Origin of the sequence: Drancourtella massiliensis, from assembly GCF_016900655.1 — a bacterium.
In the GTDB taxonomy this organism is placed as follows: Bacteria; Bacillota; Clostridia; order Lachnospirales; family Lachnospiraceae; genus Sellimonas; species Sellimonas catena.
On record NZ_JACJKH010000033.1, the window covers coordinates 1 to 25,750 of the forward strand.

At 45.8% G+C, this 25,750-nt stretch carries 31 protein-coding genes and 1 pseudogene; 30 read left to right on the forward strand and 2 right to left on the reverse strand.

Annotation, left to right across the window (positions count from 1 at the left end; all coding sequences use genetic code 11):
• The first annotated feature begins 199 nt into the window (after positions 1-199).
• Positions 200-580, forward strand: coding sequence for a hypothetical protein (locus H6A32_RS14125; RefSeq protein ID WP_204864655.1), 381 nt, complete (start codon positions 200-202; stop codon positions 578-580).
• Between the two features lie 53 nt (positions 581-633).
• On the opposite strand, the gene H6A32_RS14130 is transcribed toward H6A32_RS14125, so the two are convergent.
• Positions 634-822, reverse strand: a complete 189-nt coding sequence (locus H6A32_RS14130) for a hypothetical protein (protein ID WP_204864656.1) — start codon at positions 820-822, stop codon at positions 634-636.
• A gap of 191 nt (positions 823-1,013) precedes the next feature.
• Between H6A32_RS14130 and H6A32_RS14135 the strand changes: the two genes are divergently transcribed.
• The 9 genes and pseudogenes from H6A32_RS14135 (at position 1,014) to H6A32_RS14180 (ending at position 8,026) form a co-directional block, all read left to right on the forward strand.
• Positions 1,014-2,027 carry a WYL domain-containing protein gene (locus H6A32_RS14135; RefSeq protein WP_204864657.1) on the forward strand — a complete coding sequence of 338 codons (1,014 nt, stop codon included), beginning with the start codon at positions 1,014-1,016 and terminating at the stop codon, positions 2,025-2,027.
• Between the two features lie 14 nt (positions 2,028-2,041).
• Positions 2,042-3,778 carry a hypothetical protein gene (locus H6A32_RS14140; RefSeq protein WP_204864658.1) on the forward strand — a complete coding sequence of 579 codons (1,737 nt, stop codon included), beginning with the start codon at positions 2,042-2,044 and terminating at the stop codon, positions 3,776-3,778.
• A gap of 78 nt (positions 3,779-3,856) precedes the next feature.
• A complete protein-coding gene (locus tag H6A32_RS16945; protein ID WP_204864659.1) occupies positions 3,857-5,008 on the forward strand; it encodes a phospholipase D-like domain-containing protein in 1,152 nt (383 codons plus the stop codon).
• A 485-nt stretch (positions 5,009-5,493) separates the two neighbouring features.
• Positions 5,494-6,006 (forward strand): hypothetical protein, encoded by a 513-nt coding sequence (locus H6A32_RS14155; RefSeq protein ID WP_346342289.1) that lies wholly within the window; start codon positions 5,494-5,496, stop codon positions 6,004-6,006.
• 95 nt (positions 6,007-6,101) lie between these two features.
• Positions 6,102-6,479, forward strand: a complete 378-nt coding sequence (locus H6A32_RS14160) for a helix-turn-helix domain-containing protein (protein ID WP_140398896.1) — start codon at positions 6,102-6,104, stop codon at positions 6,477-6,479.
• Between the two features lie 21 nt (positions 6,480-6,500).
• Complete coding sequence (rhuM, locus tag H6A32_RS14165; RefSeq protein ID WP_138373307.1) at positions 6,501-6,830, forward strand: RhuM family protein; 330 nt, start codon at positions 6,501-6,503, stop codon at positions 6,828-6,830.
• 38 nt (positions 6,831-6,868) lie between these two features.
• Positions 6,869-7,435 (forward strand): acyl-ACP thioesterase domain-containing protein, encoded by a 567-nt coding sequence (locus tag H6A32_RS14170; RefSeq protein WP_138373308.1) that lies wholly within the window; start codon positions 6,869-6,871, stop codon positions 7,433-7,435.
• A gap of 108 nt (positions 7,436-7,543) precedes the next feature.
• A pseudogene (locus H6A32_RS14175) lies at positions 7,544-7,820 on the forward strand (transposase); the annotation flags it as partial.
• Between the two features lie 47 nt (positions 7,821-7,867).
• Positions 7,868-8,026 (forward strand): hypothetical protein, encoded by a 159-nt coding sequence (locus H6A32_RS14180; protein WP_171027929.1) that lies wholly within the window; start codon positions 7,868-7,870, stop codon positions 8,024-8,026.
• A gap of 77 nt (positions 8,027-8,103) precedes the next feature.
• Here H6A32_RS14180 and H6A32_RS14185 read toward each other — a convergent pair whose 3' ends face one another.
• On the reverse strand, positions 8,104-8,412 hold the full coding sequence (locus H6A32_RS14185) for a rhodanese-like domain-containing protein (RefSeq protein ID WP_204864661.1): 309 nt from the start codon (positions 8,410-8,412) through the stop codon (positions 8,104-8,106).
• A gap of 173 nt (positions 8,413-8,585) precedes the next feature.
• Between H6A32_RS14185 and H6A32_RS14190 the strand changes: the two genes are divergently transcribed.
• The 20 genes from H6A32_RS14190 (at position 8,586) to H6A32_RS14285 (ending at position 25,590) form a co-directional block, all read left to right on the forward strand.
• Positions 8,586-9,662 (forward strand): molybdopterin-binding protein, encoded by a 1,077-nt coding sequence (locus H6A32_RS14190; protein ID WP_087253482.1) that lies wholly within the window; start codon positions 8,586-8,588, stop codon positions 9,660-9,662.
• 11 nt (positions 9,663-9,673) lie between these two features.
• Positions 9,674-10,174: a cyclic pyranopterin monophosphate synthase MoaC gene (gene moaC, locus H6A32_RS14195; RefSeq protein ID WP_087253479.1), complete on the forward strand. Its 501-nt coding sequence runs from the start codon at positions 9,674-9,676 to the stop codon at positions 10,172-10,174.
• Complete coding sequence (gene moaA / locus H6A32_RS14200; RefSeq protein ID WP_204864662.1) at positions 10,155-11,132, forward strand: GTP 3',8-cyclase MoaA; 978 nt, start codon at positions 10,155-10,157, stop codon at positions 11,130-11,132. The genes moaC and moaA overlap by 20 nt, the downstream gene beginning before the upstream one ends.
• A gap of 3 nt (positions 11,133-11,135) precedes the next feature.
• A complete protein-coding gene (locus H6A32_RS14205; protein ID WP_204864663.1) occupies positions 11,136-12,086 on the forward strand; it encodes an MOSC domain-containing protein in 951 nt (316 codons plus the stop codon).
• Positions 12,087-12,114: 28 nt separating this feature from the next.
• Positions 12,115-12,969, forward strand: a complete 855-nt coding sequence (modA, locus tag H6A32_RS14210; protein ID WP_204864664.1) for a molybdate ABC transporter substrate-binding protein — start codon at positions 12,115-12,117, stop codon at positions 12,967-12,969.
• 15 nt (positions 12,970-12,984) lie between these two features.
• Positions 12,985-13,656, forward strand: coding sequence for a molybdate ABC transporter permease subunit (modB, locus tag H6A32_RS14215; RefSeq protein WP_118636839.1), 672 nt, complete (start codon positions 12,985-12,987; stop codon positions 13,654-13,656).
• A 38-nt stretch (positions 13,657-13,694) separates the two neighbouring features.
• A complete protein-coding gene (locus tag H6A32_RS14220; RefSeq protein WP_087253470.1) occupies positions 13,695-14,045 on the forward strand; it encodes a winged helix-turn-helix domain-containing protein in 351 nt (116 codons plus the stop codon).
• A gap of 178 nt (positions 14,046-14,223) precedes the next feature.
• On the forward strand, positions 14,224-15,156 hold the full coding sequence (gene pfkB / locus H6A32_RS14225) for a 1-phosphofructokinase (protein WP_087253467.1): 933 nt from the start codon (positions 14,224-14,226) through the stop codon (positions 15,154-15,156).
• Between the two features lie 73 nt (positions 15,157-15,229).
• On the forward strand, positions 15,230-16,498 hold the full coding sequence (locus H6A32_RS14230) for a zinc-binding dehydrogenase (RefSeq protein ID WP_087253465.1): 1,269 nt from the start codon (positions 15,230-15,232) through the stop codon (positions 16,496-16,498).
• Positions 16,499-16,549: 51 nt separating this feature from the next.
• Positions 16,550-17,311: a DeoR/GlpR family DNA-binding transcription regulator gene (locus H6A32_RS14235; protein WP_204864665.1), complete on the forward strand. Its 762-nt coding sequence runs from the start codon at positions 16,550-16,552 to the stop codon at positions 17,309-17,311.
• A gap of 66 nt (positions 17,312-17,377) precedes the next feature.
• A complete protein-coding gene (locus H6A32_RS14240) occupies positions 17,378-19,240 on the forward strand; it encodes a PTS mannitol transporter subunit IICBA (protein ID WP_087253528.1) in 1,863 nt (620 codons plus the stop codon).
• Between the two features lie 129 nt (positions 19,241-19,369).
• The gene (locus H6A32_RS14245; protein ID WP_138373312.1) at positions 19,370-20,386 is read left to right on the forward strand and encodes an alpha-hydroxy-acid oxidizing protein; all 1,017 of its coding nucleotides are present in this window, start codon (positions 19,370-19,372) and stop codon (positions 20,384-20,386) included.
• Positions 20,387-20,401: 15 nt separating this feature from the next.
• A complete protein-coding gene (locus H6A32_RS14250; protein WP_087169608.1) occupies positions 20,402-20,752 on the forward strand; it encodes an arsenate reductase family protein in 351 nt (116 codons plus the stop codon).
• Positions 20,753-20,769: 17 nt separating this feature from the next.
• On the forward strand, positions 20,770-21,273 hold the full coding sequence (gene greA, locus H6A32_RS14255) for a transcription elongation factor GreA (protein WP_087253459.1): 504 nt from the start codon (positions 20,770-20,772) through the stop codon (positions 21,271-21,273).
• Positions 21,274-21,527: 254 nt separating this feature from the next.
• Complete coding sequence (locus tag H6A32_RS14260) at positions 21,528-21,956, forward strand: hypothetical protein (RefSeq protein ID WP_087253522.1); 429 nt, start codon at positions 21,528-21,530, stop codon at positions 21,954-21,956.
• Between the two features lie 198 nt (positions 21,957-22,154).
• Positions 22,155-22,868, forward strand: coding sequence for an IMP cyclohydrolase (locus H6A32_RS14265; RefSeq protein ID WP_087169611.1), 714 nt, complete (start codon positions 22,155-22,157; stop codon positions 22,866-22,868).
• A 13-nt stretch (positions 22,869-22,881) separates the two neighbouring features.
• Complete coding sequence (locus H6A32_RS14270; protein ID WP_204864666.1) at positions 22,882-24,060, forward strand: phosphoribosylaminoimidazolecarboxamide formyltransferase; 1,179 nt, start codon at positions 22,882-22,884, stop codon at positions 24,058-24,060.
• A 34-nt stretch (positions 24,061-24,094) separates the two neighbouring features.
• The gene (locus tag H6A32_RS14275; protein WP_204864667.1) at positions 24,095-24,571 is read left to right on the forward strand and encodes a sigma-70 family RNA polymerase sigma factor; all 477 of its coding nucleotides are present in this window, start codon (positions 24,095-24,097) and stop codon (positions 24,569-24,571) included.
• The gene (locus H6A32_RS14280; RefSeq protein WP_204864668.1) at positions 24,558-24,818 is read left to right on the forward strand and encodes a PadR family transcriptional regulator; all 261 of its coding nucleotides are present in this window, start codon (positions 24,558-24,560) and stop codon (positions 24,816-24,818) included. The genes H6A32_RS14275 and H6A32_RS14280 overlap by 14 nt, the downstream gene beginning before the upstream one ends.
• Complete coding sequence (locus H6A32_RS14285; RefSeq protein ID WP_204864669.1) at positions 24,805-25,590, forward strand: permease prefix domain 1-containing protein; 786 nt, start codon at positions 24,805-24,807, stop codon at positions 25,588-25,590. The genes H6A32_RS14280 and H6A32_RS14285 overlap by 14 nt, the downstream gene beginning before the upstream one ends.
• The last annotated feature ends 160 nt before the right edge of the window (positions 25,591-25,750 follow it).

Here is a 25,750-nt window from a genome sequence, read left to right on the forward strand (position 1 = left end):
GATTCGTTCTTTCTCTTTTTTTATAGTTGTCAAAACAACTATAACGAAATATCCTGAAACACACAAGAAAAAAGCGCGCCGCTTTTTCTGGCACACTGTAAAAGATATATTTATAAGACTGCTATTATAATTCGCTGTCTTTGTGCAGGAGACGGGAACTTTATTTCGCGGGACGACAGCTGGAGCTGCTGATGTTCATTTGAAGAAGATGCATGAGCTGGCTGATCTGCAGCGTGATTTGGAAAGATGCAATACAGAGAAGTTTGCCAACATGGATGGCTTTATGGCTGGAATTATTGGTAAAGATGCTTTCCAGAGAAAGCGAGCTGAGCTGACTGAGCAGGAGTCACGGCTGAAAGAACAGATAGCGGTTTTGGAAAAGCAGGCTCAGGAGCTTAAGATGGAAGGCAGTGGTGAGACAGCCAGAGCGGTGGAGAAGATACAGTCATTCTCACGGGCTGAGGAGCTGTCTGTTGAGATCGTTCAGGCACTGGTGAAAGAGGTGAGGATAACTGACCGGGAGCATATGGAGATTCGGTGGAATTTTAAGGATGAGGTGATGGAGTTCATAGAAAGTTGAGGCTGAGAGCTAGTTGGAGAGATCTGACTGGCTCTTTTTGTGTTACAGCCACATCAGATGGCTCCCTGGGTAGCGGGAGCCTCTGAAGGAGTAGTGGCTTTAATTGCGTAGACCGCAACTCCGGCACAGCAGATGGCTATGGCAGTTACGGCTGCAGGCCATCCCTGAAGGTTGACATTAAGATGGGTGTTCTTAATGAGAGTCGGGAAAGTGTCTACGACTTCGATGAGTTTGTTTTCCATAGGGGTACCTCCTTTGGTGGTGTTAGTTGATTGATTGTGTCTATATAATAACTCAGAAAAAACAGGACGTATAGAAAGTAAGAAATATAATTTCACAGCCCCTTTATATTGCAAGAATTAAGTGATATAATGGAAGAAGTATATGATTTGCGACCCCAAAAAGGGGACGTGAGGAAAGAGGATAGGCGATAATGGAGAAAATCAATATATATGTCCCGGATAATGTAGGGCGGATCCTAGAGAATGATGCTAGTCTATTTGAGATATTTAAAAGAGATGGGCGTACTGTAAATAAGAACCGCTTTTTAAGCATGTTGATTACGGGATTCTATGGGCAGTATGTACAGGAATATACGCAGAAGTACGATGCGATAAAGAAAGAAACGGCTGGTGTTGTCAAGTCAGCAGAAAAACGTGATCTTCTGGCAGATAGCATTCTGAAAAATGTAATCTTGCCAGAGGTTCCTACCAGAAAAGGGAAAAATCCAAAGCGATTATCCTTGAAGCCAACCAAGGATACAGAGAGTCTAATTATTAAGATTATGACTGATCTGGGAGACTCAGATTACATATCACAGTACTTTTGCCGGTTGTTGATGAGCTATTGCGACAAGCCGCTGAATGAACGTGAAAAGATTATTTTCCGAGATAATTATGAGCTGTTGGATGAAGCTTGTAAAAGCAACAGGCCAGTAGCCTTCACTACGATATGGAACAAGGATGTTGTGCATGAGGTAATTCCCTATCGAGTGGTAGTAGGTCAGGGAGAAATGTTCAATTATCTAATTTGTGCTGAGACGGATGACAGGAGTGGTGAACAGGTGGCAAAGAGCTATAGGCTTAACAGGATTACCAATCTTAATCGTAGTAACCGTATGGGCACCATTTCAGATGATGTCAAAAGACACCTTGATATGATGCTGCATTATGGCCCACAGTTTGCAATTAATGATGATGAGGAAATATGCGTAAAGCTCACAGACTATGGGGAAAAGTCTTATAATCGAATCTATTATGGTAGACCTATGGTGGATAGAATTGAACACGAGGAAGATGCTCACTATTATTACTATAAGTGTTCGGCAGATCAGGTGTTTTTATATTTTAGAAGGTTTACTGGTAATAGCGCTGAAATTATTAAGCCAGAAGCATTGAGACTGAGAATGAAAAAATTCCATGCTGATGCTATGAAGCAATACGAATAAGGGGGGAGACGGTCATGGATAACAGGTATATATATCAATATCGTTTTGAAGAGCTGTTAAATCTATTTAAGAGGAATAGAAAAGATGCTCCAGAAGACAATGGAGAAAGCGATGTGGTTGTTGATATATGCGGGGATATATTTAGGTATTATAGTCGCATGATTTCAAATAATGAATCATGGGTGAAATATACCATTGAGCGTATAGTTATCAATATTTTTGACCAGGAAGACATGGCTTATGAGATACCGGAGTATGATGAAGTTAGCCCAAGTGGAAGGCCAAGGAAAATTCATCCGTTTTCATTTGCCAGATATGAAAATAATAAGAAAGTTGCATACGTAATTTCGTATGGCCTTAGGAAAGGGTTAATTGAAATACGTAAGAACATTCGAAAGTTTAAAGATATAGATAGCGTAAAATTTATTTTCATCAAGTCCCAACATGATAAATACGTTGATCAGCTTAATGAAATAGAACAAGAAGATGATAATTCTTTTCTTCAGTTTTTTACGCTGAAAGAATTTTTTGATATCAATTTTGGCGCTGAAGAGTATCCAGCATTTATATCTTATGCGGAAAAATTTAATGAGAGAGCTAAAATGCTTATTGGATGCAAGACTATAGCAACGCCTACAGCAGAGGCTGTAGAAAAGTTTAGAGTCAAGAAAGAAAGCATGATAGAAACCATAGATTATAATCGTGAGTATTGTATATGCCTTCCAGATGATCAATTGGATATAATTCGTCATAATTATATTGAAAGAGGATTATACCGTCTGATAACAGCTGATTCCAGCTTCGCTGATAGTTTTATTAGTTCAGAATGGTATTATGGTATTTCTACAGCGACTGGTGCGATTGATCAGACTGGCATAGTAACAGGATATCTGAAGTCTGTAGAACAATTACTGTTTGAAATTATAAAGTTATATGAAGGCCGCGGAAAGCGGATTAGCATTGATCACAGTAAGCAGGGTACTTTTACAGGCACTTCTTACAGCAATGGCAATTTCATTGACTTAATAGAGACTAATGAACAATATATGGATAGCACCCTGGGATCACTGATAAGGTTTATTCGTAATAAAGATAGAAGTGGACATTTCTTTAATAGTGATGTGTTTGATGTTAATGAGGACACCATGCAATATTTGATAGATACGCTGTATTCTTGGAAAGATAATGAAAGGAACGATCATCTTCATAAAGATAATCTATATACGGAAGAAGAAGTAGTTGCTATTAGACATCAAGTATTTTTATTGTATTATCTGATTTTGGGCTCTTTTAAAATCAGAGACACTGATTTGGAAAGATTAGGCTTAAAGGATGACAGTCAGAAGCCTTTAGTAATAGCGAGTGATGAAGAACTGCTTGAAAAAATCAAAAACTGGGCAACGCCAATAATCTTATTTGATATGCCTAAGGACTCGCAGGCAATAGCGTTTAATTTTATAAAGTTTAAGGATGCACCGTGGGATTTATGTTTACAGGGACTTACAAATGACGATGAGTCGAAATATGGAGATGTGCAGTGGAATTGGGGGCTTAGTTATTCGTCTTCCATGACTAATAATAATTTGAAATGGGAATCAGATGCTGATTGGAATACTGGATTGGAGCAGATAAAGAGAGTTCTGAAAGAGATAATACATGACGATACTGTATTAGGGAAAAAGCTCAGAGTATTTCCTAAAGTGTTGCTGGGAAACATGAAGGTTGAGGCGGTGCTTTACGTCAGAAAATAAATTTAAAAAATTGTTAGTCTACCCTTGACATAAGCTGATGAATGTCATCACTGTGCATCGGATACCGCAGAGGCAGTAGTGAAAGAAGTCTCTGCCAGATATGTTTATGGTCTGACCGCAACTCCCAAACGGGATGACGGACAGGAACAAAAAATATTTATGCAGATCGGACCGGTCAGATACCGTTTCAGCGCAAAAGATAAAGTGAAACTTCAGGGAATTGCGCATTATGTATATCCGAGATTTACAAGGCTGATCAATACTACAGGACAGGAATGGAAGATCAATGAAGCATATGCCGCAGTGCGCGGCAGTGATGTGAGAAACAGGCAGATTATATCTGATGTAGAAGAATGTCTGAGGCAAGGCAGGACTCCGCTCGTTTTGACAAAATCCAGAGATCATGCAGATATATTGCTTGCTATGCTCCGGGATAAGGCGGATCATGTATTCCTGCTTAAAGGCGGCAGAAGCAGAAAGGAAAACGAGCAGATCCGTGAGAATATGAAAAATGTTCCGGCAAATGAATCAATGGTTCTTGTTGCCATCGGACAATATATCGGAGAAGGTTTTAACTACCCAAGGCTAGACACAATGATGCTGACAACTCCCATTGCCTGGCAGGGGAATGTGGAGCAGTATTCCGGAAGACTACACAGGGATTATGAAGGCAAACGGAAGGTCATCATATATGACTATGTGGATGCGCATATCCGTGTATTGGATAAAATGTATTATAAAAGACTGAGAGCATATAAGAAGATCGGATATGAGATCGTTATGAATGAGGCAGAGAAAAAGCAGGAGACTAATGCCATATTTGACAGCGAATCCTATACGTCTGTATTTGAAAGAGATGTGGCGCAAGCCGATACGGAGATTGTGATTTCCAGCCCTGGAATCGGTGCAAAGGGGGTACACAGAATTTTAAAAACTTTGGAAGAACGACATGATAGCGGTGTGAAGATCACACTACTGACGCTGTCGGCGGACAATTACCCACAACAGCGAATTGAAAAGACGAAAGGACTGATTACCGAACTGATAGAATCGGGAGTGACTGTGCTGGAGAAGACGGGGATGCATGAACATTTTGCTGTGATTGACAGAGAAATCGTCTGGTATGGAAGTGTGAATCTGCTGTCTAATGTAAAGGAAGAAGATGGTTTGATGAGAGTGAAGAGTAGGGAGATTGCTCAGGAACTGCTGGAGATTGGGTTCCTGGAATAACTATTCTGGGGAATGTGGAAACACAAAACACACTTTTGTATACCGTTAAGCTCAGTAAAATCAAGGGCTGGGGAAAACGACCTCCGGTTTAGTACCCAATCTGGTGGGGCATCGCCGCATGGCCGGAACCGGAGACTGGCAGGAAGGACAGCGATTCAGCTCCAGTGTTGATGAAGCAGAAGTACAGGAATGGATTGACGGACTGGGACTGTAGTTGCTGAGAATAGAATAGTTTGGTGACAGGGCAGGATGTTTGACATCTTGCCGTTTTTTATCGAAAGCTATGTCTTGTAGGACGAGAATATATCCTGTTATATAATCTGTTAGACGAAAACAATACGTATAACAAATAGGGGAGAAGACATGAATGGGGTTAAAATGATTGACATATTTTCTTTTTTACCATATTATAACGTATATACGATAAATGATTCTTCTAAACCTTACAGGAGAAAATGAGGAGAGACCAATCCATGAGGGAGAATGTGAAAATCATTACAGATAAAGATAGTAGGAAACTCGTTGTAATTTCAAAAATTTTATTTAAAGGAAAACGGTCGATTTGTTGGGATGAAGTGAAAAAGTATTTGAGGCAATATGTAGGGAATTCTTATTTGATTGAAGATACAAATGATACAGTTTATATTGGACGGGATCTACCGGACGAATATACGGGATCGAAATATACTTTTTCTTTGAAAGGAGCCAATGCGAAAGCGAAGGCGAATGCCACACAAGGAATTCCAGAGATGCTTGAAATTGCAGAAGGAAAGCATTATCGGGAGAATTCTGGAAATAAACATTTGCGAGATGCAGTATTTGGCTGGTACCGGTATGATTCCAGATTTGCATTGCCCGTTTATGATGAACAGGGAGTAGTGGAACGTTATAACGTGTATCATGTCTCCATGTTGGTGCGTCATGCAAAAAATGGGAATTATTATCTATATGACATTTTAGATATAAAAAAAGAAACGAGCAACCCGTTCCGATTTTAAATCATACTTGGTAAAAACCCATTTCTCATCTCTTATACTAATAAGAACAAAAGGGTTTGTCAAGATAAAATTGAAAGAAAAGATGAAAGGTAAAATTGGAAGAAAAGATGAAAGGAGAGGCTATGCTTATAAGCGAACGAATCTATCAATATCTTGAAGAAAAGGGAATGTCACAAATTGAATTTGCGAAAAGAACAGGTATATCTCAGAGTACAGTCAGTGACTGGAGGCGAAAGGGAACGAATCCTTCTGCGGATAAGATTATGATCATATGTGAGGTGTTGGAAATTTCTCCATATGAGCTGCTGTTGGAGACGGATAGTAAAAATCCCAAGGAATATAAGCAGATGGACTATGTTGTGATTGACAAAAATTCAAGAGAATATGAGTTGATTCAAAAATATGAAAGGCTTGACCCGGGTGCACGGAAACGTTTAGATGGGTATTTGCAGGCTTTAAGTGATATGGAGTAGAATGAAAGGAGGGAGAAACTTATGGGGTATGAAAAAGAAATTGTTTTATTTGAGACAGAAGATAAGAGTATTGCGCTGCCAGTGTCAATAGAAAGTGATACAGTATGGCTTAGTGCTAATCAGATGTCTGTATTATTTGGAAGTGATGAAAAGACAATTCGGAAACATATAAATAATGTTTTCTCAGAAGAACTCATAAGAGAAAACAACACGCAAAAAATGCGTGTTGTTGGAGTAAAGCAACCAGTTCCATTTTATACATCGGACGTAATTATCTCCGTCGGCTATCGTGTAAAATCTAAACGAGGCGTAGAGTTTCGACGCTGGGCGAATTCTGCATTAAAAGAGTAGAGAACAGTTTTGATTCGAAAATTCCGGAAACATACGGCATGGCGTGGATGTACACAAAATACAAAATGCGCGTAATCAAGCAGGCGGATTTTTCAGGACCGCTCCATATGGAAACATGGATTGAGAAGCAGGACAAAGTAAGAATCTGGCAGGATTTGAAGGTATCCGTTGGAAATGAAGTCTACGCACTGGGAAGACTGGAAAGTTGTGTATTTCATCTGGAAGAACAGAAAATAGGGAAATTGTCCGACATCGAGATGCCGCAGGACGTTGTGTGCGAGGAGAAAATTGCGCTGGATCCTTTCGCAAAAATAAAACGGGATGTTTCCGATATGGAATACGTATTTTCCCACAAAGTGCAGTATTCGGATCTGGACAAAAGCCACCACATGGCAAATCTTAGATATGTCAATCTGATGGAGAATGTATTTTCGCCGGAATTCTATGACTGCCAGAGATTGAAAGAACTGGAACTTCATTATGTAGCACAGAGCTTTTATGGTGATGAGATCAGAATGTATCAAAAATCTACAGGAGACACTTACCAGATCGCAGGTGTGAAAACAGACGGAACCATCGTCATGTCAGGGACAATGACGTTTTAGAAAAAATAGAAATAGAAGAAAATTACAGGATGCAGGAATGGGTTGAAGGATGCCATCCCTGCATTTTTTACAAAAGCACAATGCAGAGTTATTCGTATAGATTTTACAAAAAAGAGACTGCGTAGAGAGCAAAGATGCCTCTCACGCAAATATGAGAATTTAAAGAAAGGAGAGTCCGCTCAGAAGAATATACAAAAAACAAAAGCTGAAAGTACAGAGACTTCATCGTAAGATAGATAACATCCGTACTGACTATATCAATAAAACGGTAGCAGAGATCGTGAAAACCAAGCCATCTTATATAACCATTGAAGATTTGAATGTGTCAGGCATGATGAAGCACAGACATCTCTCGAAAGCTGTTGCATCACAGAAATTCGCGGAAGAAATACCGATGACATTTTCCTCGGTGAATATAAGAAGTCCTACAACATGGATCGTGATATTCTCGTATACGAGTCCGTGCCGGAAGAAGGCAGATCTTATCTGCAGCTTCAGAATTATTTTCAGGAAATATGGGATCTTTCCTGCTGTAAACCTTTTAAGACAGGAGAGGAGAAGGAAACCATTCCGGTCCGCCAGTTTCTGTAGAAAACAATAGAGGAAAAACGAAAAAGATGGACGCTGCGGTACCGAAGTACCGGTAGTGCCCATCTTTTCGTTTATGATTATTCCACTTCATATTTCCAGTCCATAATACCGCCGAAATCTTTGATATTCTGATATCCGAGGACGGCGAGCTTCTTTCCCGCGATTTTACTGCGCTGTCCGGAACGGCAGTAGATTAAAAGCTCCTGATTCTTATCCGGAAGCTCCGGAATTTCACGGTTGGTGATGGAAGGATTTGGAACATTAATGGCACCCGGGATATGTCCCTGTGCGTATTCTTCCGGATTTCGTACATCGACGATCAGAATGTCGTTCCTCTCATCCATCAGTTTTTTTGCTTCTTCCTGTGTAATTTTTGTATATGACATAAGCAGACCTTCCTTTCGGTTTTTTCTTATAGTATACCATATTTGAGGAAAATTCTGTGATCATGTCACAAAAAGAGAACGCTTTACAGGGCATTGATCTTCTGCTATACTTGTACCAGTCGTTATGTTTTAAAAAACAGTACGGTATCAAAGAGAGAACGGGGAGAAGAAACATGAAATTAGTCAGAACAGAAGATGCAGAGGGATGTATTTTATGCCATGACATCACGCAGATTATAAAGGACAAAAAGAAAGGACCGGTATTCAGAAAAGGACACATTGTCACCAGGGAGGATATTCCGGTTCTTTTAAGTGTGGGGAAGGAGAATCTGTATGTCTGGGAGCAGGAAGAAGGGATGCTTCACGAAGATGAAGGAGCCGAGATTCTGCGCAGGATCTGTCAGGGAGGAAGCAGTGCGGAGGCGGCCTTTGACGGAGCAGTAAAGTGCTTCCGGTATATGAGCGCGTCGGAAGCAAAGGAAGGTAAGATTGAGCTGACAGCGGAGAAGGACGGACTTCTGAAAGTGGATTCCGGAGCCCTTTACCGGGTAAACTCCCAGGGGGAAATGATGATTGCCACACGACACGGTAATACCGAGGTGAAAAAGGGCGACAAGCTTGCAGGGATGCGTGTCATCCCGCTTGTCATCGGAAAAGACAAGATGGACAGAGCGGAAAAAGCGGTGCAGGAGGAAAACGGCGGAGCGCCGATCCTTTCGATTTTGCCTTTCAGGGCGAAAAAGGCTGCCATCATCACGACCGGAAGCGAAGTTTATAAAGGACGGATCAAAGATACCTTCACTCCGGTACTGGAAGAAAAGCTCGGGCATTATCCGGTGGAGATTATCGGACATGCCGTATGCGATGACAAACCGGAGATGGTGACAGAGGCGATTCTGCGTTTTCTCGGAGAAGGAGCGGATCTGGTGCTTTGTACCGGGGGAATGAGTGTAGACCCGGATGACAGGACGCCCCTTGCGATTAAAAATTCCGGCGCACGGATCGTATCCTATGGAGCTCCGGTGCTTCCGGGAGCCATGTTTCTGCTTTCTTATATGGAAGAAGGTCAGGCAGTCATGGGACTTCCGGGCTGCGTGATGTACGCAAAGAGGACGATCTTCGATCTGGTACTGCCAAGAGTACTGGCGGATGATCCGGTGACCGCAGAGGAGCTTGCACATCTCGGAGAGGGCGGACTGTGTCTGAACTGCCCGGTCTGCACCTATCCGAACTGCGGATTTGGAAAGTAGGGAGAACAGATATGGAATTTACACATTTTGATGGAAGCGGAAACGCGGTGATGGTCGATATCGGAGAAAAAGCGGTGACCAGACGGGAGGCGTCGGCACAGGGCGAGATCGGTGTGTCCGAAGAGTGCTATCAGAAGATTCTGGAAGGAAGCATGAAAAAAGGAGACGTCCTTTCGGTAGCCCGGATTGCGGGAATCATGGGAGCGAAAAAGACAAGTGAGATCATTCCGCTTTGCCATGTGATCAGCCTGACGAAAGTGGCCGTGGATTTTGAGATGATCGGGGAACGAAAGGACCGGAATCCGAAGAAACGATACATCCGGGCAGTCTGTACGGTGCGCTGCGAGGGTAAGACCGGCGTGGAGATGGAGGCTCTGACCGGAGTGAATACGGCGCTTCTTACAATCTATGATATGTGCAAGGCGGTAGATAAAAGCATGGAAATGACAGATATCTTTCTATGCAGAAAAAAAGGTGGTGCATCAGGAGACTATGAGCGGGCGGAAGATTGATTATCTCAGGATCTCCCTTACAGACCGGTGCAATCTCCGGTGCCGGTACTGTATGCCCCATGACATTGATTCCGTGCCGATGTCGGAGATCCTGACTTACGAGGAAATCCGTGAAATTACAAGGGTGGCGGCACAGGAAGGAATCCGTCATGTACGTGTGACAGGCGGGGAGCCTCTTGTACGGAAAGGATGTCCGGACTGTGTCCGGATGCTGAAAGCGATTCCGGGAATTGAGACGGTTATGCTGACGACGAACGGGATTTGGCTGAGAAAATTTCTTCCGGATCTTCTCGAGGCAGGACTGGATGGAGTTAATATCAGCCTGGATACTCTGCAGAGAGAAAAGTACCGGGAGATTACCGGATATGACGGCCTGGAGGAAGTACTGAAGGCGGTGGAAGCCTGTGTCAGCGCAGGGATCCGGACCAAGATCAATGTGGCGGCAGCCAGAGAAATCAACGAGACGGAAATTCTGGATCTGGCACGTCTTTCGGAAAAGTGGCCGGTGGATGTACGGTTTATCGAAATGATGCCGATCGGATACGGAAAAGAGTACCATGGACTGGACAACCGGCGGGTGCTTGAGATGATCAAAAACCGGTATCCGGATCTTCAGGAGGCGGCACCGGCAGCAGGTGCGGGATTTGGGCCTGCAGTGTATATGCAGATTCCGGGATTCCTTGGGAGGACGGGACTGATTTCTCCGATTCACGGAAAGTTCTGCCAAAGCTGCAACCGCCTGCGTCTTACAAGTACCGGAAAGCTGAAATACTGCCTTTGCTATGACGATGCGGAAGATCTGCGCTCTGTCATAAGAAGCGGGGAAACGCCGGAGGAAAAACAGGAACGGATCCGGAAGATTTTTCGTGCGGCGGGACAAAGAAAGCCGGCCGGGCACCGGTTTGAAGAGCCGGATCAGATCAGTGAGAAAAAAAGGATGAATGAGATAGGAGGATAACAGATGGAAGAAAGAAAGACCGCCGGCAGAGTGCGGGCGATCTGCATCAGTGAAAAGCGCGGAACCGAAAAGCATGCCGTGGCGGAAGCAAAGTTTGAGAAGGGATTCGGGATTGTGGGAGATGCCCATGCGGGACACTGGCACCGCCAGGTCAGCCTGCTCTCCTATGATAAAGTAAAGGAATTCAATTCCAGAGGCGCGGATGTGCAGGACGGAGCGTTCGGGGAAAATCTTGTCGTGGAGGATCTGGATTTTAGAAGCTTTCCGGTCGGGACAATTCTCCGGTGTCAGGATGTGGTTCTGCGGATGACACAGATCGGGAAGGAGTGCCACACCCACTGCCGGATTTACCATCGGATGGGCGAGTGCATCATGCCGGTGCAGGGCGTATTTGCCGAAGTCCTTTCCTCCGGAACCATTCAGACCGGAAGTATGATGACCGTCGAATTCCCGGCCAAAGACAGGCCGTTTACGGCAGCAGTGATCACGATGAGCGATAAAGGAAGTAAAGGGGAACGCAAAGATGAAAGCGGCCCGGCCATGAAAGAAGGGCTGACGGCGGCTGGATTTGATGTGGTAGAGGAATTGATTCTTCCGGATGAGAAGGCACTTTTGAAAAAAGAACTGATCCGGCTTTGCGACCAGCGGCAGGTCAGCCTGATTCTGACCAGCGGCGGAACCGGATTTTCTGAACGGGATACGACGCCGGAGGCGACAATGGAGGTCATGACCCGCAATGCACCAGGGATTGCGGAGGCGATCCGGGCCGAATCCATGAAATATACAAAAAGGGCCATGCTCTCCCGTGGAGCGTCGGTCATACGGGGACAGACGCTGATTATCAATCTTCCGGGAAGCCCGAAAGCAGTGCGGGAAAGTATGGAGATCATATTGGAGAGTGTACAGCACGGACTGGGGATTCTTCGGGGATCCGAGTCGGAGTGTGCAAGATAAATGCCAAAAAGAAAGGTGAGAAAAATCTATGAAAAAACGGGTAATGCTGCTGCTTCTTGCAGCAACAATGGGACTTGCAATGATGGGATGCCAGTCTTCGGACGGAGGGGACGGCGACAAGGCTTCCGAAAGCAATAAATCGCAGACGGAAGAGAATGGAACATCCGGGAGTAATCTGGAGGGAACCGTGACGCTTGCGGCTGCAGCTTCCCTGGAATATGCCTTTGAAGAGGAGCTGATTCCGGCATTTGAGGAGCAGTATCCGGATGTGAACATCGAAGGTGTCTATGATTCTTCCGGAAAGCTGCAGCAGCAGATCGAGTCCGGTCTTGCGGCAGATCTCTTTTTCTCAGCAGCGCCGACGCAGATGAATGCGCTGGAAGAGGAGGGGATGATTGACAGCGATACGATTGTCAACCTGCTGGAAAACAAGATTGTACTGATTACCCCGGCTTCCTCCGACGCAGAGTTTTCCTCTTTTAAAGATATCGCCAATGCAGGTACGATAGCGGTCGGGGATCCGGAGAGCGTTCCGGTGGGACAGTATGCGCAGGAATCACTGACAAATCTTGGTCTCTGGGATACGGTTTCAGCAAAGGCAAGTTTTGGAACGAATGTTACGGAAGTGCTGAACTGGGTGGCGGAGTCTTCTGCGGACTGTGGAATTGTCTATGCGACAGATGCGGCAACGACAGACAAAGTCAAAGTGGTGGCGGAGGCGCCGGCTGATTCACTGGAATCTCCGGTTCTGTATCCGGTGGCAATGACAAAGGATGTGCCAAACCAGGAGGCTGCCAGGGCATTTTACGATTTTATTATCTCTGACGATGCGGTGTCCGTATTTGAGTCCTATGGATTTGCGGATTATCGCAGCGCCGAGTAGCAGGAGGAACAGGAGATGGATTTTTCTCCGGTCTGGATTTCGCTTAAGACAACGGTATGTGCGTCTGTGATTACCTTTGTCATTGGGATTCTGGCAGCGTGGGCAGTCATGTTTATTAAAGGCAGGAAACTAAAAGCCGCGGTGGACGGGATTCTTACCATTCCGCTTGTACTTCCTCCGACGGTCGCGGGTTTCTTTCTGTTATGGCTTTTCGGGGCAAGACGCCCGATCGGGAGCTTTGTGGAGGAAGTTTTTGGTTTCCGGATTGCCTTTTCCTGGGTGGCGACAGTATTGTCTGCGGTTGTCGTTTCCTTCCCTCTGATGTACCGCTCCGCAAAAGCGGGATTTGAACAGATTGACCAGAATATGATCGAGGAAGCAAAGATGCTGGGGCTCGGAAAATGGGGAATTCTCTGGAAGATTCTCTTCCCCTGCACATTTCCGTCCATTCTCTCCGGTATGATTTTATCAACGACAAGAGGTCTTGGAGAGTACGGGGCGACTGCCATGCTGGCGGGAAATATTCCCGGCAAGACAAGGACCCTGCCCCTTGCTGTTTATTCGGAAGTTGCAGGCGGCAATATGGACCGGGCGGCAGTGTACGTGGCGGTAATTCTGGTTATTGCATTTCTGTCTGTCTGGGTAATGAATATGATGACAAAAGCAGAACATGAGATTAAAATGTAGTTCAGGAACTTTTTAGAAAACATCGAAGGAGTGCGGTAATGGAAGAAAAGATCCGGCCGGCTTTGCGGCTGACATTGGAAAAAGAAGAACGGTTTTTTGGCCCGGGGGTAGCAAGGATTCTGGAACTGATAGAAAAGAAAGGATCTATTCAAGGGGCCTGTAACGAGATGGGAATGTCCTATTCTAAAAGCTGGAAAATCATAAAACGGGCAGAGAAAGAGCTGGGATTTCATCTGCTGAGTTCCCATAACGGCGGAAATTCAGGAGGAAAAAGCGAACTGACGGAACAGGGAAGCCTGTTTCTGGCGCGTTACCGGGAGATGGAAAAGGAGCTTACGGAAAAGATGGAAGAATTGTTCGGCCAGTATTTCCCGCAGGAAAGCGATTAGAGACAGATAAAATACAGAAGTGAAAAAGCAATCGGGACGGAAAACTCCGGTCTCCCGTGAAGATGCAGCTGGCATCTTTACGGAGACCGGAGTTTTTTTGCAGCAAAACAGGAACGGATCATATAAAAGGATGTGACATGGCAATGAAAATAAACTGTTGAAACAAAAGGAGGGTATTATGATTTACACAGTAACGTTGAATCCGGCACTGGACAAAACGGTGGAAATTCCGTCTCTGACCGTTGATGCTGTCAACCGGATAACATCTATGAGGACTGATCCAGGAGGAAAAGGGATCAACGTCTCAAAGGTGATTCAAAAGCTTGGAGGAGCGAGCGTTGCCGCAGGAATTCTGGGCGGGGATACCGGAAGAGCGATCCTTTCGGCCCTTACGGAGATGGGACTTACGACCCTCTTTCACTTTGTGGAGGGTGAAACGCGTACCAACATGAAAATCATTGATCCGGACAATCATACGAATACGGATATCAATGAACCGGGAGTGACCGTGTCGGAAGAAATTCTGGAGAAGCTTTTAGAAGAACTTCTGGCAAAAGTAACGAAAGAGGATATTGTTGTCATATCCGGCAGCATGCCAAAAGGATCTCCGAAAGATACTTATTACACCTGGACAAAAGCATTCCGTGAAAAGGGTGCGAAAGTAATTCTGGATGCGGACGGGGATCTTCTGAAAGCAGGACTGAAAGCCTCCCCGTACCTGATCAAGCCGAATAATCATGAACTTGGTGCTTTGACAGGACGGGCTCTTGAGACACCGGAGGAGATAGCTGAAACGGCTGCGGAACTGATGAAAGAGTACGGGATCGGGAAGGTTGTTGTTTCCATGGGAGGAGACGGAGCTGTCTATGTGACAAAGGACAAAACGATCTACGCGGAAGGACTGAAGGTACCGGTAGGAAGCACCGTGGGCGCTGGAGACAGTGTGGTTGCAGCACTTGCAGTATCGGAAGAAGAAGGAAAGACTCTGGAGGAGACAGTAAGACTTTCCACGGCAGTGGGAGCGGCAAACGTGATGTGCAGCGGCACACAGGCGGCGGAATATGAAGTAGTGGAAACACTGCTCCCGAAAGTGGTATTCAGGACGATCTGAGAACTGCTTTGAAAAGATGATAGCGGTTGCAAAGAGAAAAATATTTATTTAAAATAAAGAAAGGAGTTTTATTATGAAAGCAAAAGGAGTACGGCTTCATGCGGCAAATGATTTACGTCTGGAGGAATTTGAACTTCCGGAAATTACGGATGATGAGATTTTAGTAAAGGTGGTTTCAGACAGTATCTGTATGTCTACATACAAATGTGCTATTCTTGGAACCGAACACAAACGTGTGCATGAGGATGTAGCAGAGCATCCGGCAATCATGGGACATGAGTTCGCGGGAGATATCGTAAAGGTAGGAAAGAACCATCAGGACAAGTTCAAACCGGGAATGAAATTTACTCTTCAGCCGGCTCTGAACTATAAGGGAACAATGTGGAGCCCGGGATATTCTTACGAATTCTTCGGAGGAGATGCAACATACTGTATCATTCCGTCTGAGGTAATGGAGCTGGGATGCCTTTTGGAATACAAGGGACGTGCCTACTATGAAGCATCTCTGGCAGAGCCGATGTCCTGCAGTATCGGAGCATTTAATGCTGCTTATCATACGAAGATGGGCGTATATACACACCAGATGGGAATCAAAGAGGGCGGAAAGCTTGCGATTATGGCAGGAGCAGGCCCGATGGGACTTGGTGCACTGACCTACGCGCTTCACAGAGACATCCGTCCGTCCATGATTGTCGTGACAGATCTGAATCAGGAGCGTCTGGACAGAGCAGCATCTCTCTTCCCGCCGGAAGAGGCTGCAAAGGACGGCATTGAGCTTCATTTTGTAAATACTGGAAAACTGGAAGATCCGGTTGCAGAGCTTCTGAAAATTTCAGGAGGCACAGGATATGACGATGTACTCTGCTATGCTCCGGTTGCACAGGTTGTTACACAGTCCAGTGCGATTCTCGGAAGAGACGGCTGTCTGAATTTCTTCGCAGGTCCTACAGACAAAGAATTCAGTGCAACTATGAACTTCTATGATGTACATTATAATTCTACTCATGTAATGGGAACAACAGGCGGAAACACAGCTGATATGATCGAGTCTCTGGAGCTGACAGCGGAAGGAAGAATTGATCCGGCAGTCATGGTTACCCATATCGGAGGACTGGATTCTGCAGCAGAAACAACTCTGAATCTGCCAAAGATCCCTGGAGGAAAGAAGTTGATTTACACACATCTTTCCATGCCTCTTACCGCGCTTTCTGATCTGCGTGCAAAAGGAGAGGAAACAAAGGATCAGCGTCTGGTTGATCTGGCGGATATTGTGGATGCTCACAATGGACTGTGGTGTCCGGAAGCGGAGGAGTATCTTCTTAAAAACTTTATTCAGGAATAATTGTGCCAGGACAGCCTGTCTGTGTTGTCCCGGCATGGACAGGAGGAATATATGGATTCAATGGAAATGCGCAGAAATGCGATTGTTCAGCTGATCAATGAAAAAGAGACGGTCAGTTTTGCTCAGATAAAAAAGAAATTTCCAAATGTGTCGGAGATGACACTGCGTACAGATCTGAAAGCACTGGATGAGGAAAAAAAGATCCTGCGTGTACACGGAGGGGCGAAATCCGTGCAGGTCATCGTAGGAACAGATGGATTTCTGAACCGTAAATCTGTACACAACATTTCGGAAAAAAAGGAGATTGCAAGGAAGGCACTTGCGTTGCTGAAACCAGACACAACAGTGTTTCTGGATTCGGGAAGTACAGCTACGGCATTTGCGGAACAGATTCCGGATGACTCTTATTTGATTTATACAACAGGACTGAGCTGCGCAACGAAGCTGGCCGGACTTACGAAACCAACGGTAATGCTTCCGGGAGGGAGGCTGAACCGCTACAGCCAGAGCGTGTTCGGAATTTCCGCCATCAAAGAGCTTGAGCGGGTGAATTTTGACCAGGCGTTTTTAGGGGTCACAGGATTTCATCCGTTGGTAGGTTTCTCCTGCGGCATTAGCGATGAGGCGTTATTAAAGCAGACCGCGATCCGACAGTCCGATCAAGTGATCGCCCTGATGGATTCTTCCAAAATTGATGTTAAATGCAGTTTCAGTTTTTGCGGACTTGCCGATATTGACATTATTGTCTCTGACGGGAAACTGCCGGAAGAATTTTTGGAGGAATGCCGGAAATACGGCGTGCAGGTCCTGTAAACAGGAAAATGATATAGCTGAACCCATTCTCCATTGAAGATTTGAGAGTGAATGGAGGACGGATTTGTGAAAAATAACATACAGCGTTTTGGTAAATTTTTATCGGCAATGGTAATGCCGAATATCGGTGCATTGATTGCCTTTGGCTTTCTTGCCGCGCTTTTTATCGACACCGGATGGATCCCGAATAAAGGATTCAACAGCATGGTCAGTCCGATGCTGACATACCTTATACCGATTTTGATCGCCTCAACCGGAGGACGTATGATCGGCGGCGACCGCGGACGTGTGGCGGGCGCCATTGCAGTAATTGGTGCGATTATGAGCAATACGGAAATTACAATGCTCATGGCGGCCATGGTAATGGGTCCTCTGGCAGGATTCTGTGTCAAGAAGTTTGACGAAGCGATGGACGGACATATGCCGGCAGGATTCGAGATGCTGATCAACAACTTCTCGGTCGGCATCATCGGTATGGTTCTGGCTATGCTTGGATACGTAGCAATCGGACCATTCATGAGCGCGATTCTGATGATTTTATCAGCAGGCGTCAATTTCCTTGTGGAACACAGTGTGCTTCCACTTGTGTCAGTGTTTGTGGAACCGGCGAAAGTTCTCTTCCTCAATAATGCGCTGAACCACGGTATTTTTACACCGATTGCAACGGAACAGGCAGCAGAAGCAGGAAAATCCATCATGTACATGCTGGAGACCAATCCGGGACCGGGACTTGGTGTTCTGCTTGCTTATATGTTCTTCTGCAAAGACAAGGTGACAAAAGATTCTGCACCGGGTGCAGTGATCATCCACCTTCTGGGAGGTATTCATGAGATTTATTTCCCGTATATTCTGATGAATCCGGTTGTGATTGTTGCGCCGATTCTTGGAAATATGGCAGCTATTCTGTGGTACACCATTACAGACTGCGGCCTGGTCGGACCGGCGTCACCAGGTTCCATCATTGCCTACCTGATGGTATCGCCGGGATCTGATCTTGTCAAAGTACTGATCGGTGTCGTGATTGCGGCCGGAATCTCCTTCGTGGTTGCCTCTCCGATTGTCAAAATGGCAGGAGGAAGAAGCCTTGAGGAAGCTCAAAACGAAATGGCAAGCATGAAGCAGGCTGCAAAAGGGGAAACAACAGTACCGGGAACGATTGAACGTTCCGAAGAAGTGAAAAAAATCATCTTCGCATGCGATGCAGGTATGGGATCTTCCGCGATGGGAGCAACCAAATTCCGCAACAGGATCAAAAATGACCGCCCGGATATTACGGTATCCAATACATCGGTCGATACAATACCGGCAGACTGTGATATCGCAGTCGTACAGACAACACTTGCTGCCCGCGCGAAAAAAGCAGCGCCGCAGGCACAGCTGATTACAATAGGAAATTTCCTTGCGGATCCGGCGCTGGATGCCTTGTATGTACAGCTGACAACCGGTGATGCTCCGGCAGCACCTGCGGGAGAAAATACGGACATTGTTATTCCGGACACACCGATCAAAAAACAGGTGATCGTTGCGGACGGAATCCGTCTGGGACAAAAACCGGTAACAAAAGAGGAGGCCATTCAGGCAGCCGGAGAACTTCTCGTAAAACTCGGATACGTGGACGAATCTTATGTAGAAGCAATGCAGGAACGGGAAAGACTGGTATCTACCTACATGGGCATGGGCGTTGCCATCCCGCATGGAACGACCCAGGCAAAAGGAACAGTAAAGAAAACAGGAATTGTATTTCTGCAGTATCCGGAAGGCGTCGATTTCGGTGCGGAAAAAGCACAGCTTGTGTTCGGTATCGCCGGAATCGGAGACGAACATCTCGATCTTCTCGGAAAACTCTGTACCCTTCTGGAAGACCCGGCACTTCTGGAAACATTAAAGACAACAGACGATGTAGACTGGGTACTGGAACAGTTATCATAATATCATTTATTTTCGGGGACGTGTTCCGATGCACAGGAACACGTCCCCGATGTTATGTGTGTACTCTTGCGGCTTCCTGTGAAGTTTGCTACAATAAAGAAAGTGGAAAAAGAAACGGAGGAAAGAGATATGACATATGAAGAGATATTAAAAGAAGCACGTACCTGTATCGGCCAGTACTGCAAAGCATGTCCGGTCTGCAATGGTAAGGCATGCAGAAATCAGATACCGGGTCCGGGAGCCAAGGGCGTGGGTGATACAGCTATCCGCAACTATGATAAATGGCAGGAGATCCGTGTAAACATGGATACGATCTGTGCAGGGGGAGCTGCGGATACCTCAGTGGAGCTGTTCGGAAAGACATTTAAGTACCCGTTTTTTGCAGGCCCGGTAGGAGCAGTGAATCTGCATTATGGTGAGAAGTACAATGACCAGACTTACAATGATGTTCTTGTATCTGCCTGTGCAAAGGCAGGGATCGCAGCAGTGACCGGAGACGGTGTGGATGCAAATGTGATGAAGTTTGCGTGTGAGGCGATTCAGAAAGAAGGAGGACTTGGAATTCCGACAATCAAGCCGTGGAATCTGGAAACAGTGAAAGAAAAGATGGAGCTCGCAAAGCAGGCAAAGGCATTTGCGGTTGCCATGGATATCGATGCGGCCGGACTTCCGTTCCTGAAAAACATGACACCTCCGGCAGGAAGCAAGACCGTGGAAGAGCTGCATGAGATTGTCAGCATGAGTGATGTGCCGTTTATCGTAAAAGGTATCATGACGGTGCGCGGTGCGCTGAAGGCTGAGGCGGCAGGAGCTGACGCAATCGTTGTGTCCAACCATGGAGGACGTGTGCTGGATCAGTGTCCGTCTACAGCAGAGGTACTTCCGGAGATCGTTGATGCTGTCAAAGGAAAGATGAAGATTTTCGTGGACGGCGGAATCCGTTCCGGTACAGATGTATTCAAGGCGCTGGCGCTTGGTGCAGATGGAGTCTTTATCTGCCGTCCGTTTGTGACAGCAGTCTTTGGAGCAGGAGAAGAAGGCGTGCGTACTTATATTGAGAAGATCGGAAGTGAGCTTGCGGATACGATGGGAATGTGCGGAGCAGCCTCCATCAAAGAGATTACAAGAGATATGGTCCGCATTTAATCAGGAGGAAGCAACATGCTGTTTATTGAATATCCAAAATGCAGTACCTGTCAGAGAGCCGGTAAATGGCTGGAAGCGCAGGGAGCCGAGTTTGAAAGAAGAAATATTGTAGAGAACAATCCGACCAAAGAGGAGCTGAAAGCCTGGCATCAGAAAAGCGGGCTTCCGCTCAAGCGGTTTTTTAACACAAGCGGCATGAAATACCGTGAACTGGAATTAAAAGACCGTTTAAAGGAGATGAGCGAGGAAGAGCAGTACGAACTTCTTGCAACAGACGGGATGCTTGTAAAGCGCCCGCTCCTTGTAGGAGAGGATTTTGTGATTCCGGGATTCAAGGAAAAAGAATGGGCAGAAAAAATCGGGTAAAGGAAGCGTAAAAGACAATGCGGGAACAGCTGACAGAGCATGATGTAAAGAAGATTCAGGAGGAGATCGAGTACAGGAAACTGGTTGTCCGCAAAGAGGCGATCGAAGCGGTCAAAGAGGCAAGGGCACACGGCGACCTGAGCGAAAACTTTGAGTATCATGCGGCAAAGAAAGACAAAAACCGAAACGAAAGCAGAATCCGTTATCTGGAAAGAATGCTGAAGACGGCGAAGATTGTAAAGGATACGTCCGCGTCGGATGAAGTAGGGCTTAACAATCTGGTGGAAGTCTACTTTCCGGAAGATGATGAGACAAGCACCTTCAAGCTGGTCACCTCCATCCGCGGCAATTCTCTGGACGGTAAGATCAGCATCGAATCGCCGCTTGGAAAGGCGATCCTGAAAAAGCATGCGGGGGACCGCGTGAAAGTGAAAGTAAGCGACGACTACAGCTACGAGGTTGAGATCCGTTCCATTCAAAAGACAACGGACGACGAGGATGACAAAATCAGAAGCTATTAAAACGCAGGCGGCGGAAGTCCCGGAAGATACCGGAGATTCCGCCGTTTTTGTTTAACAGGAAACTTCGTTCCCTGTTAAACAAAACGCTCCGCGGGATGCGCACTCGCGCAAAGCAGAAATTTGTCGCTAAAGCGACCGCGCTCGGCGCGAGAGTTCCGCGAGCGGAACTCTTTGTTCTTTGGAACTTTTTCAAAAAACTGCATAAAATCACGGGAAGAGAAGATACTAGAAAGCAAAAAAAAGGAGTGTGCCAAATGAGTGGAAATACTGAGCTTTTAAATTTTGTGTATCAGAATTCCCAGATGGGGATTGAATCATTAAGCCAGCTGATCGAACTTTCCGATGATGAGGAGTTTAAAGAATGTATGGAGAAGCAACTGGAAAAGTACAGGGAATTCAACAAAGAGGCCAGAAGGCTTCTGGAAGAGCGGGGACATAACGAAAAATCCATCGGCATGTTTGACAGGCTGAAAACGTATCTGATGATCAACCTTCAGACGATGAATGACAAATCCGCCTCCCACATGGCTCAGATGCTGATTGAGGGAAGTAGCATGGGAGTGACCAATGCCTTGCAGGATCTGAGGAAGTATGAAGATGCGGACACGGAAATTCTTCGCCTCATGCGGAAACTTTACAAATTTGAAGAGAAAAATGTGGAAACCTACAAGGCATTCTTGTAGAAAAAGAGGAAAACAACACTCTGCTATACGGACGGCAGGGTGTTTTGTTTTGCGAAAAACAGCTGTTGATAAGAGAAAGCGCATAATGTTCATTAGAAATACTTACATATTATATGGGCGATTACACTGGAATAACAAAGGCAGTTTGCGTTATAATGAATAGGAACGATGAAAAACAAACGGCAAAGGAGAAAATTCATGGAAATGTTATCAATCGAACAGGAACTGAAGGGAAATTCTTATCCGGGACGTGGAATTATCATTGGTAAGACACCGGACGGCAAAAAGGCAGTGACAGCCTATTTTATTATGGGACGCAGCGAAAACAGCCGCAACCGGATCTTTGTAGAAGATGGACAGGGAATCCGCACCCAGGCTTTTGATGAATCAAAGCTTACAGACCCAAGCCTGATTATCTATGCACCGGTGCGTGTGCTTGGAAATAAGACTATTGTGACAAACGGAGATCAGACCGATACGATTTATGAGGGAATGGACAGGCAGCTTACATTTGAGCAGTCTTTAAGAAGCAGAGAGTTTGAGCCGGACGCTCCGAACTACACCCCTCGTATTTCCGGAATCATGCACATTGAAAACGGAAACTACAATTATGCGATGTCAATCTTAAAGAGCGATAACGGAAGACCGGAGAGCTGCCAGAGATTTACGTTTGCATACAATAACCCGGCAGCCGGAGAGGGACACTTTATCCATACATATAAATGTGACGGAAATCCGCTTCCAAGTTTTGAGGGAGAGCCGAAACGGATTGCTGTTCCGGATGACATCGAAAGTTTCACAAATCTTCTCTGGGAGAGCCTCAACGAGGAGAACAAAGTATCTCTTTTTGTACGTTATATTGATATTGAAACAGGAAACTATGAGACAAAGATCGTAAATAAGAACAAATAGGAGCGGATCGAGAATGAAAGAATTAGAATTAAAATACGGATGTAACCCGAATCAGAAACCGGCTAAAATCTTCATGAAAGACGAAAAAGAGCTCCCGATCAAAGTACTGAGCGGCAGACCGGGATATATCAACTTTCTGGATGCGTTCAACGGATGGCAGCTGGTAAAGGAGTTAAAAGAGGCGACCGGACTTCCGGCGGCAACTTCTTTTAAGCACGTATCACCGGCAGGAGCAGCGGTAGGACTTCCGCTTTCCGATACATTAAAGAAGATTTACTGGGTGGATGATTTAGGAGAGCTTTCCCCGCTTGCATGTGCATACGCAAGAGCAAGAGGAGCGGACAGAATGTCTTCTTTCGGTGATTTCATCTCCCTTTCCGATGTGTGTGACGTAGCTACTGCAAAGATTATCAAAAGAGAAGTATCTGATGGAATCATTGCTCCTGGATATGAACCGGAAGCGCTTGAGATCCTGAAGCAGAAAAAGAAAGGAAACTACAACATCATCGAGATCGATCCGGATTATGTACCGGCTCCGATCGAGCATAAGGATGTGTTCGGCATTACTTTTGAGCAGGGACGCAATGAGTTAAAGATTGATGACGATTTCTTCTCCAATGTGGTAACAGAAAATAAAGAGCTGACTGATCAGGCGAAGATCGATATGTCGATCTCCATGATCACACTGAAATACACACAGTCCAATTCCGTATGCTATGTCAAAGACGGACAGGCCATCGGAATCGGTGCAGGACAGCAGTCACGTATCCACTGTACAAGACTTGCAGGAAACAAAGCGGACAACTGGTTCTTACGTCAGTCTCCGAAGGTACTCGGACTTCAGTTCGTGGACGGTATCGGACGTGCGGACAGAGACAATGCCATCGACCTCTATATCGGGGATGAATACATGGATGTTCTCGCGGACGGCGTATGGGAAAAGACATTCAAGGTAAAACCGGAAGTCTTCACAGCTGAGGAAAAGAGAGCATGGCTGGATCAGATGACCGATGTAACCCTTGGATCCGACGCATTCTTCCCGTTTGGAGACAATATCGAACGTGCCCACAAGAGCGGTGTGAAATATATTGCGCAGCCGGGTGGATCTGTAAGAGATGATAATGTCATTGAGACATGCAATAAATATGGAATGGTAATGTCCTTTACCGGACTCCGTCTGTTCCACCACTAAAAGCAGATGCAGAAAACATGAGGAGATACAGAACATGCAGCCGGAGTGGAAAAAGAAAAAACTCAAAGCCTGGATGGAGGCGTACGGCGATGCTGTTCTGCGCACCTGTTATCTGTACCTGAAAGATCGATATCTGTCCGAGGACGCTGCCCAGGAAACGTTTGTCAAGGTGTATGAACACATGGAGACATTCAGGGGAGAGTCCTCGGAGAAAACATGGATTACCCGGATTGCAGTAAATGTATGTAAAAACTATATCCGGAAAAACTGGTTTCAAAAAGAGCGGACCTCCCTGGACGAGGGCCGGCAGCAGGATGGCAGCTACGAGATGGCCGAAGACGGCATGACCCTCGTACCTGCCATTTTCGGCCTTCCGGAAAAGTACAGGGAGGTTATTCTTTTATATTATTACAGAGAGCTGAAAGTAAAAGAGATAGCGGATATTCTGGATCTGAAGGAAGCGGCAGTGCTGCAGCGGCTGAAAAGAGGAAGAGCCGATGTCGGGATTTGAAATTCTGATGAAACTGGCAGGGGAAGATTCCCGCATGCAGGCGGAAGGAGTCAGCGAAAAAGAGCTGTATCCGGTTCTTCACAGGATGACAGAACGCAGTCTTCTTTCCTGTGGCCGCGGGGAGAAAAACGGAAAAGAGAGGATGCTCTACGAGATCACACCGGCCGGGAGAGCCAGGCGGGCGCTTGGAAAGGACGGAGGGCAGAAAGGAGAGGATCTGCGGGGGATTTGTCATGGAGAAGGATAAGTATGTACGGGAAATGAAGAGATATTTTCTGGATGCGGATACCGGAGAGCGGGCAGGCCGGGAAATACTCGAACATCTGGAAGATAAGCAGGAATACTATGTGCAGATGGGATTTTCGGAAGCACAGGCAGAGAAAAAGGCAATGGAAGATCTTGGAAATCCGGAGATCCTTGGAAGAAAGCTGAACAGGTGCCATCCGCCGGGGCTGGATATCCAGACACTTTGGACTATCCTTTTTACCGGATTTCTGACCTTTCTTCTTCACTGGGTGTTTATCGAACATGATCTGTATTTTGAAAAAATACCCGGAGCCATTGAACGTTTTTTGGGACTATGTGGTCTCTATGGATTTGGGATTTTCTTTTCTGTATTTGAAATCTGGATGGGGACACAGGAACTGTATTCCATCCGGACAAAAGAAGGAACCGTGATGCTGTGGAATTCCACCTACATCTGCGGGATCGGAATTGGAATCGCCGCCCAGTCATGGGAGGAATGGATGATGCTGGCTGCTGCCGGAGGACTGCTGGCCCTGGCTGTACGGACAGTGGTCATGAAAAGACAGTGGAGTTTTGCAAACCGCTATCTGTTCCGGGAAGGTGTTCTGAGTAAGGATACATCCTACAGAGGAAAAGCGGTTTTCCCGGGAGAGCACAGACCAAAAGCGGTTTTTTACTATGAACAGCAGGAAGATACATTAAAAGAAGGGAGCCCTGTGGTTGTCGGAAGAGTAGAGGGGCGGCGCCTGATTATACAGCCGGAGAGCAGCTAGAGACTCTCCCGAAAGAGAATCCCGGAAACTCCGGGCTTCTTTTTTGCTTTATAGGAAAGTTCGATTTTTGACGATTTATTGAATGAAAATAGCCCGCACAAAGGCGGGCATGCAGATAGGACGACACTGAGTTAGAAGATATAAAAACCTTCTACGCCAG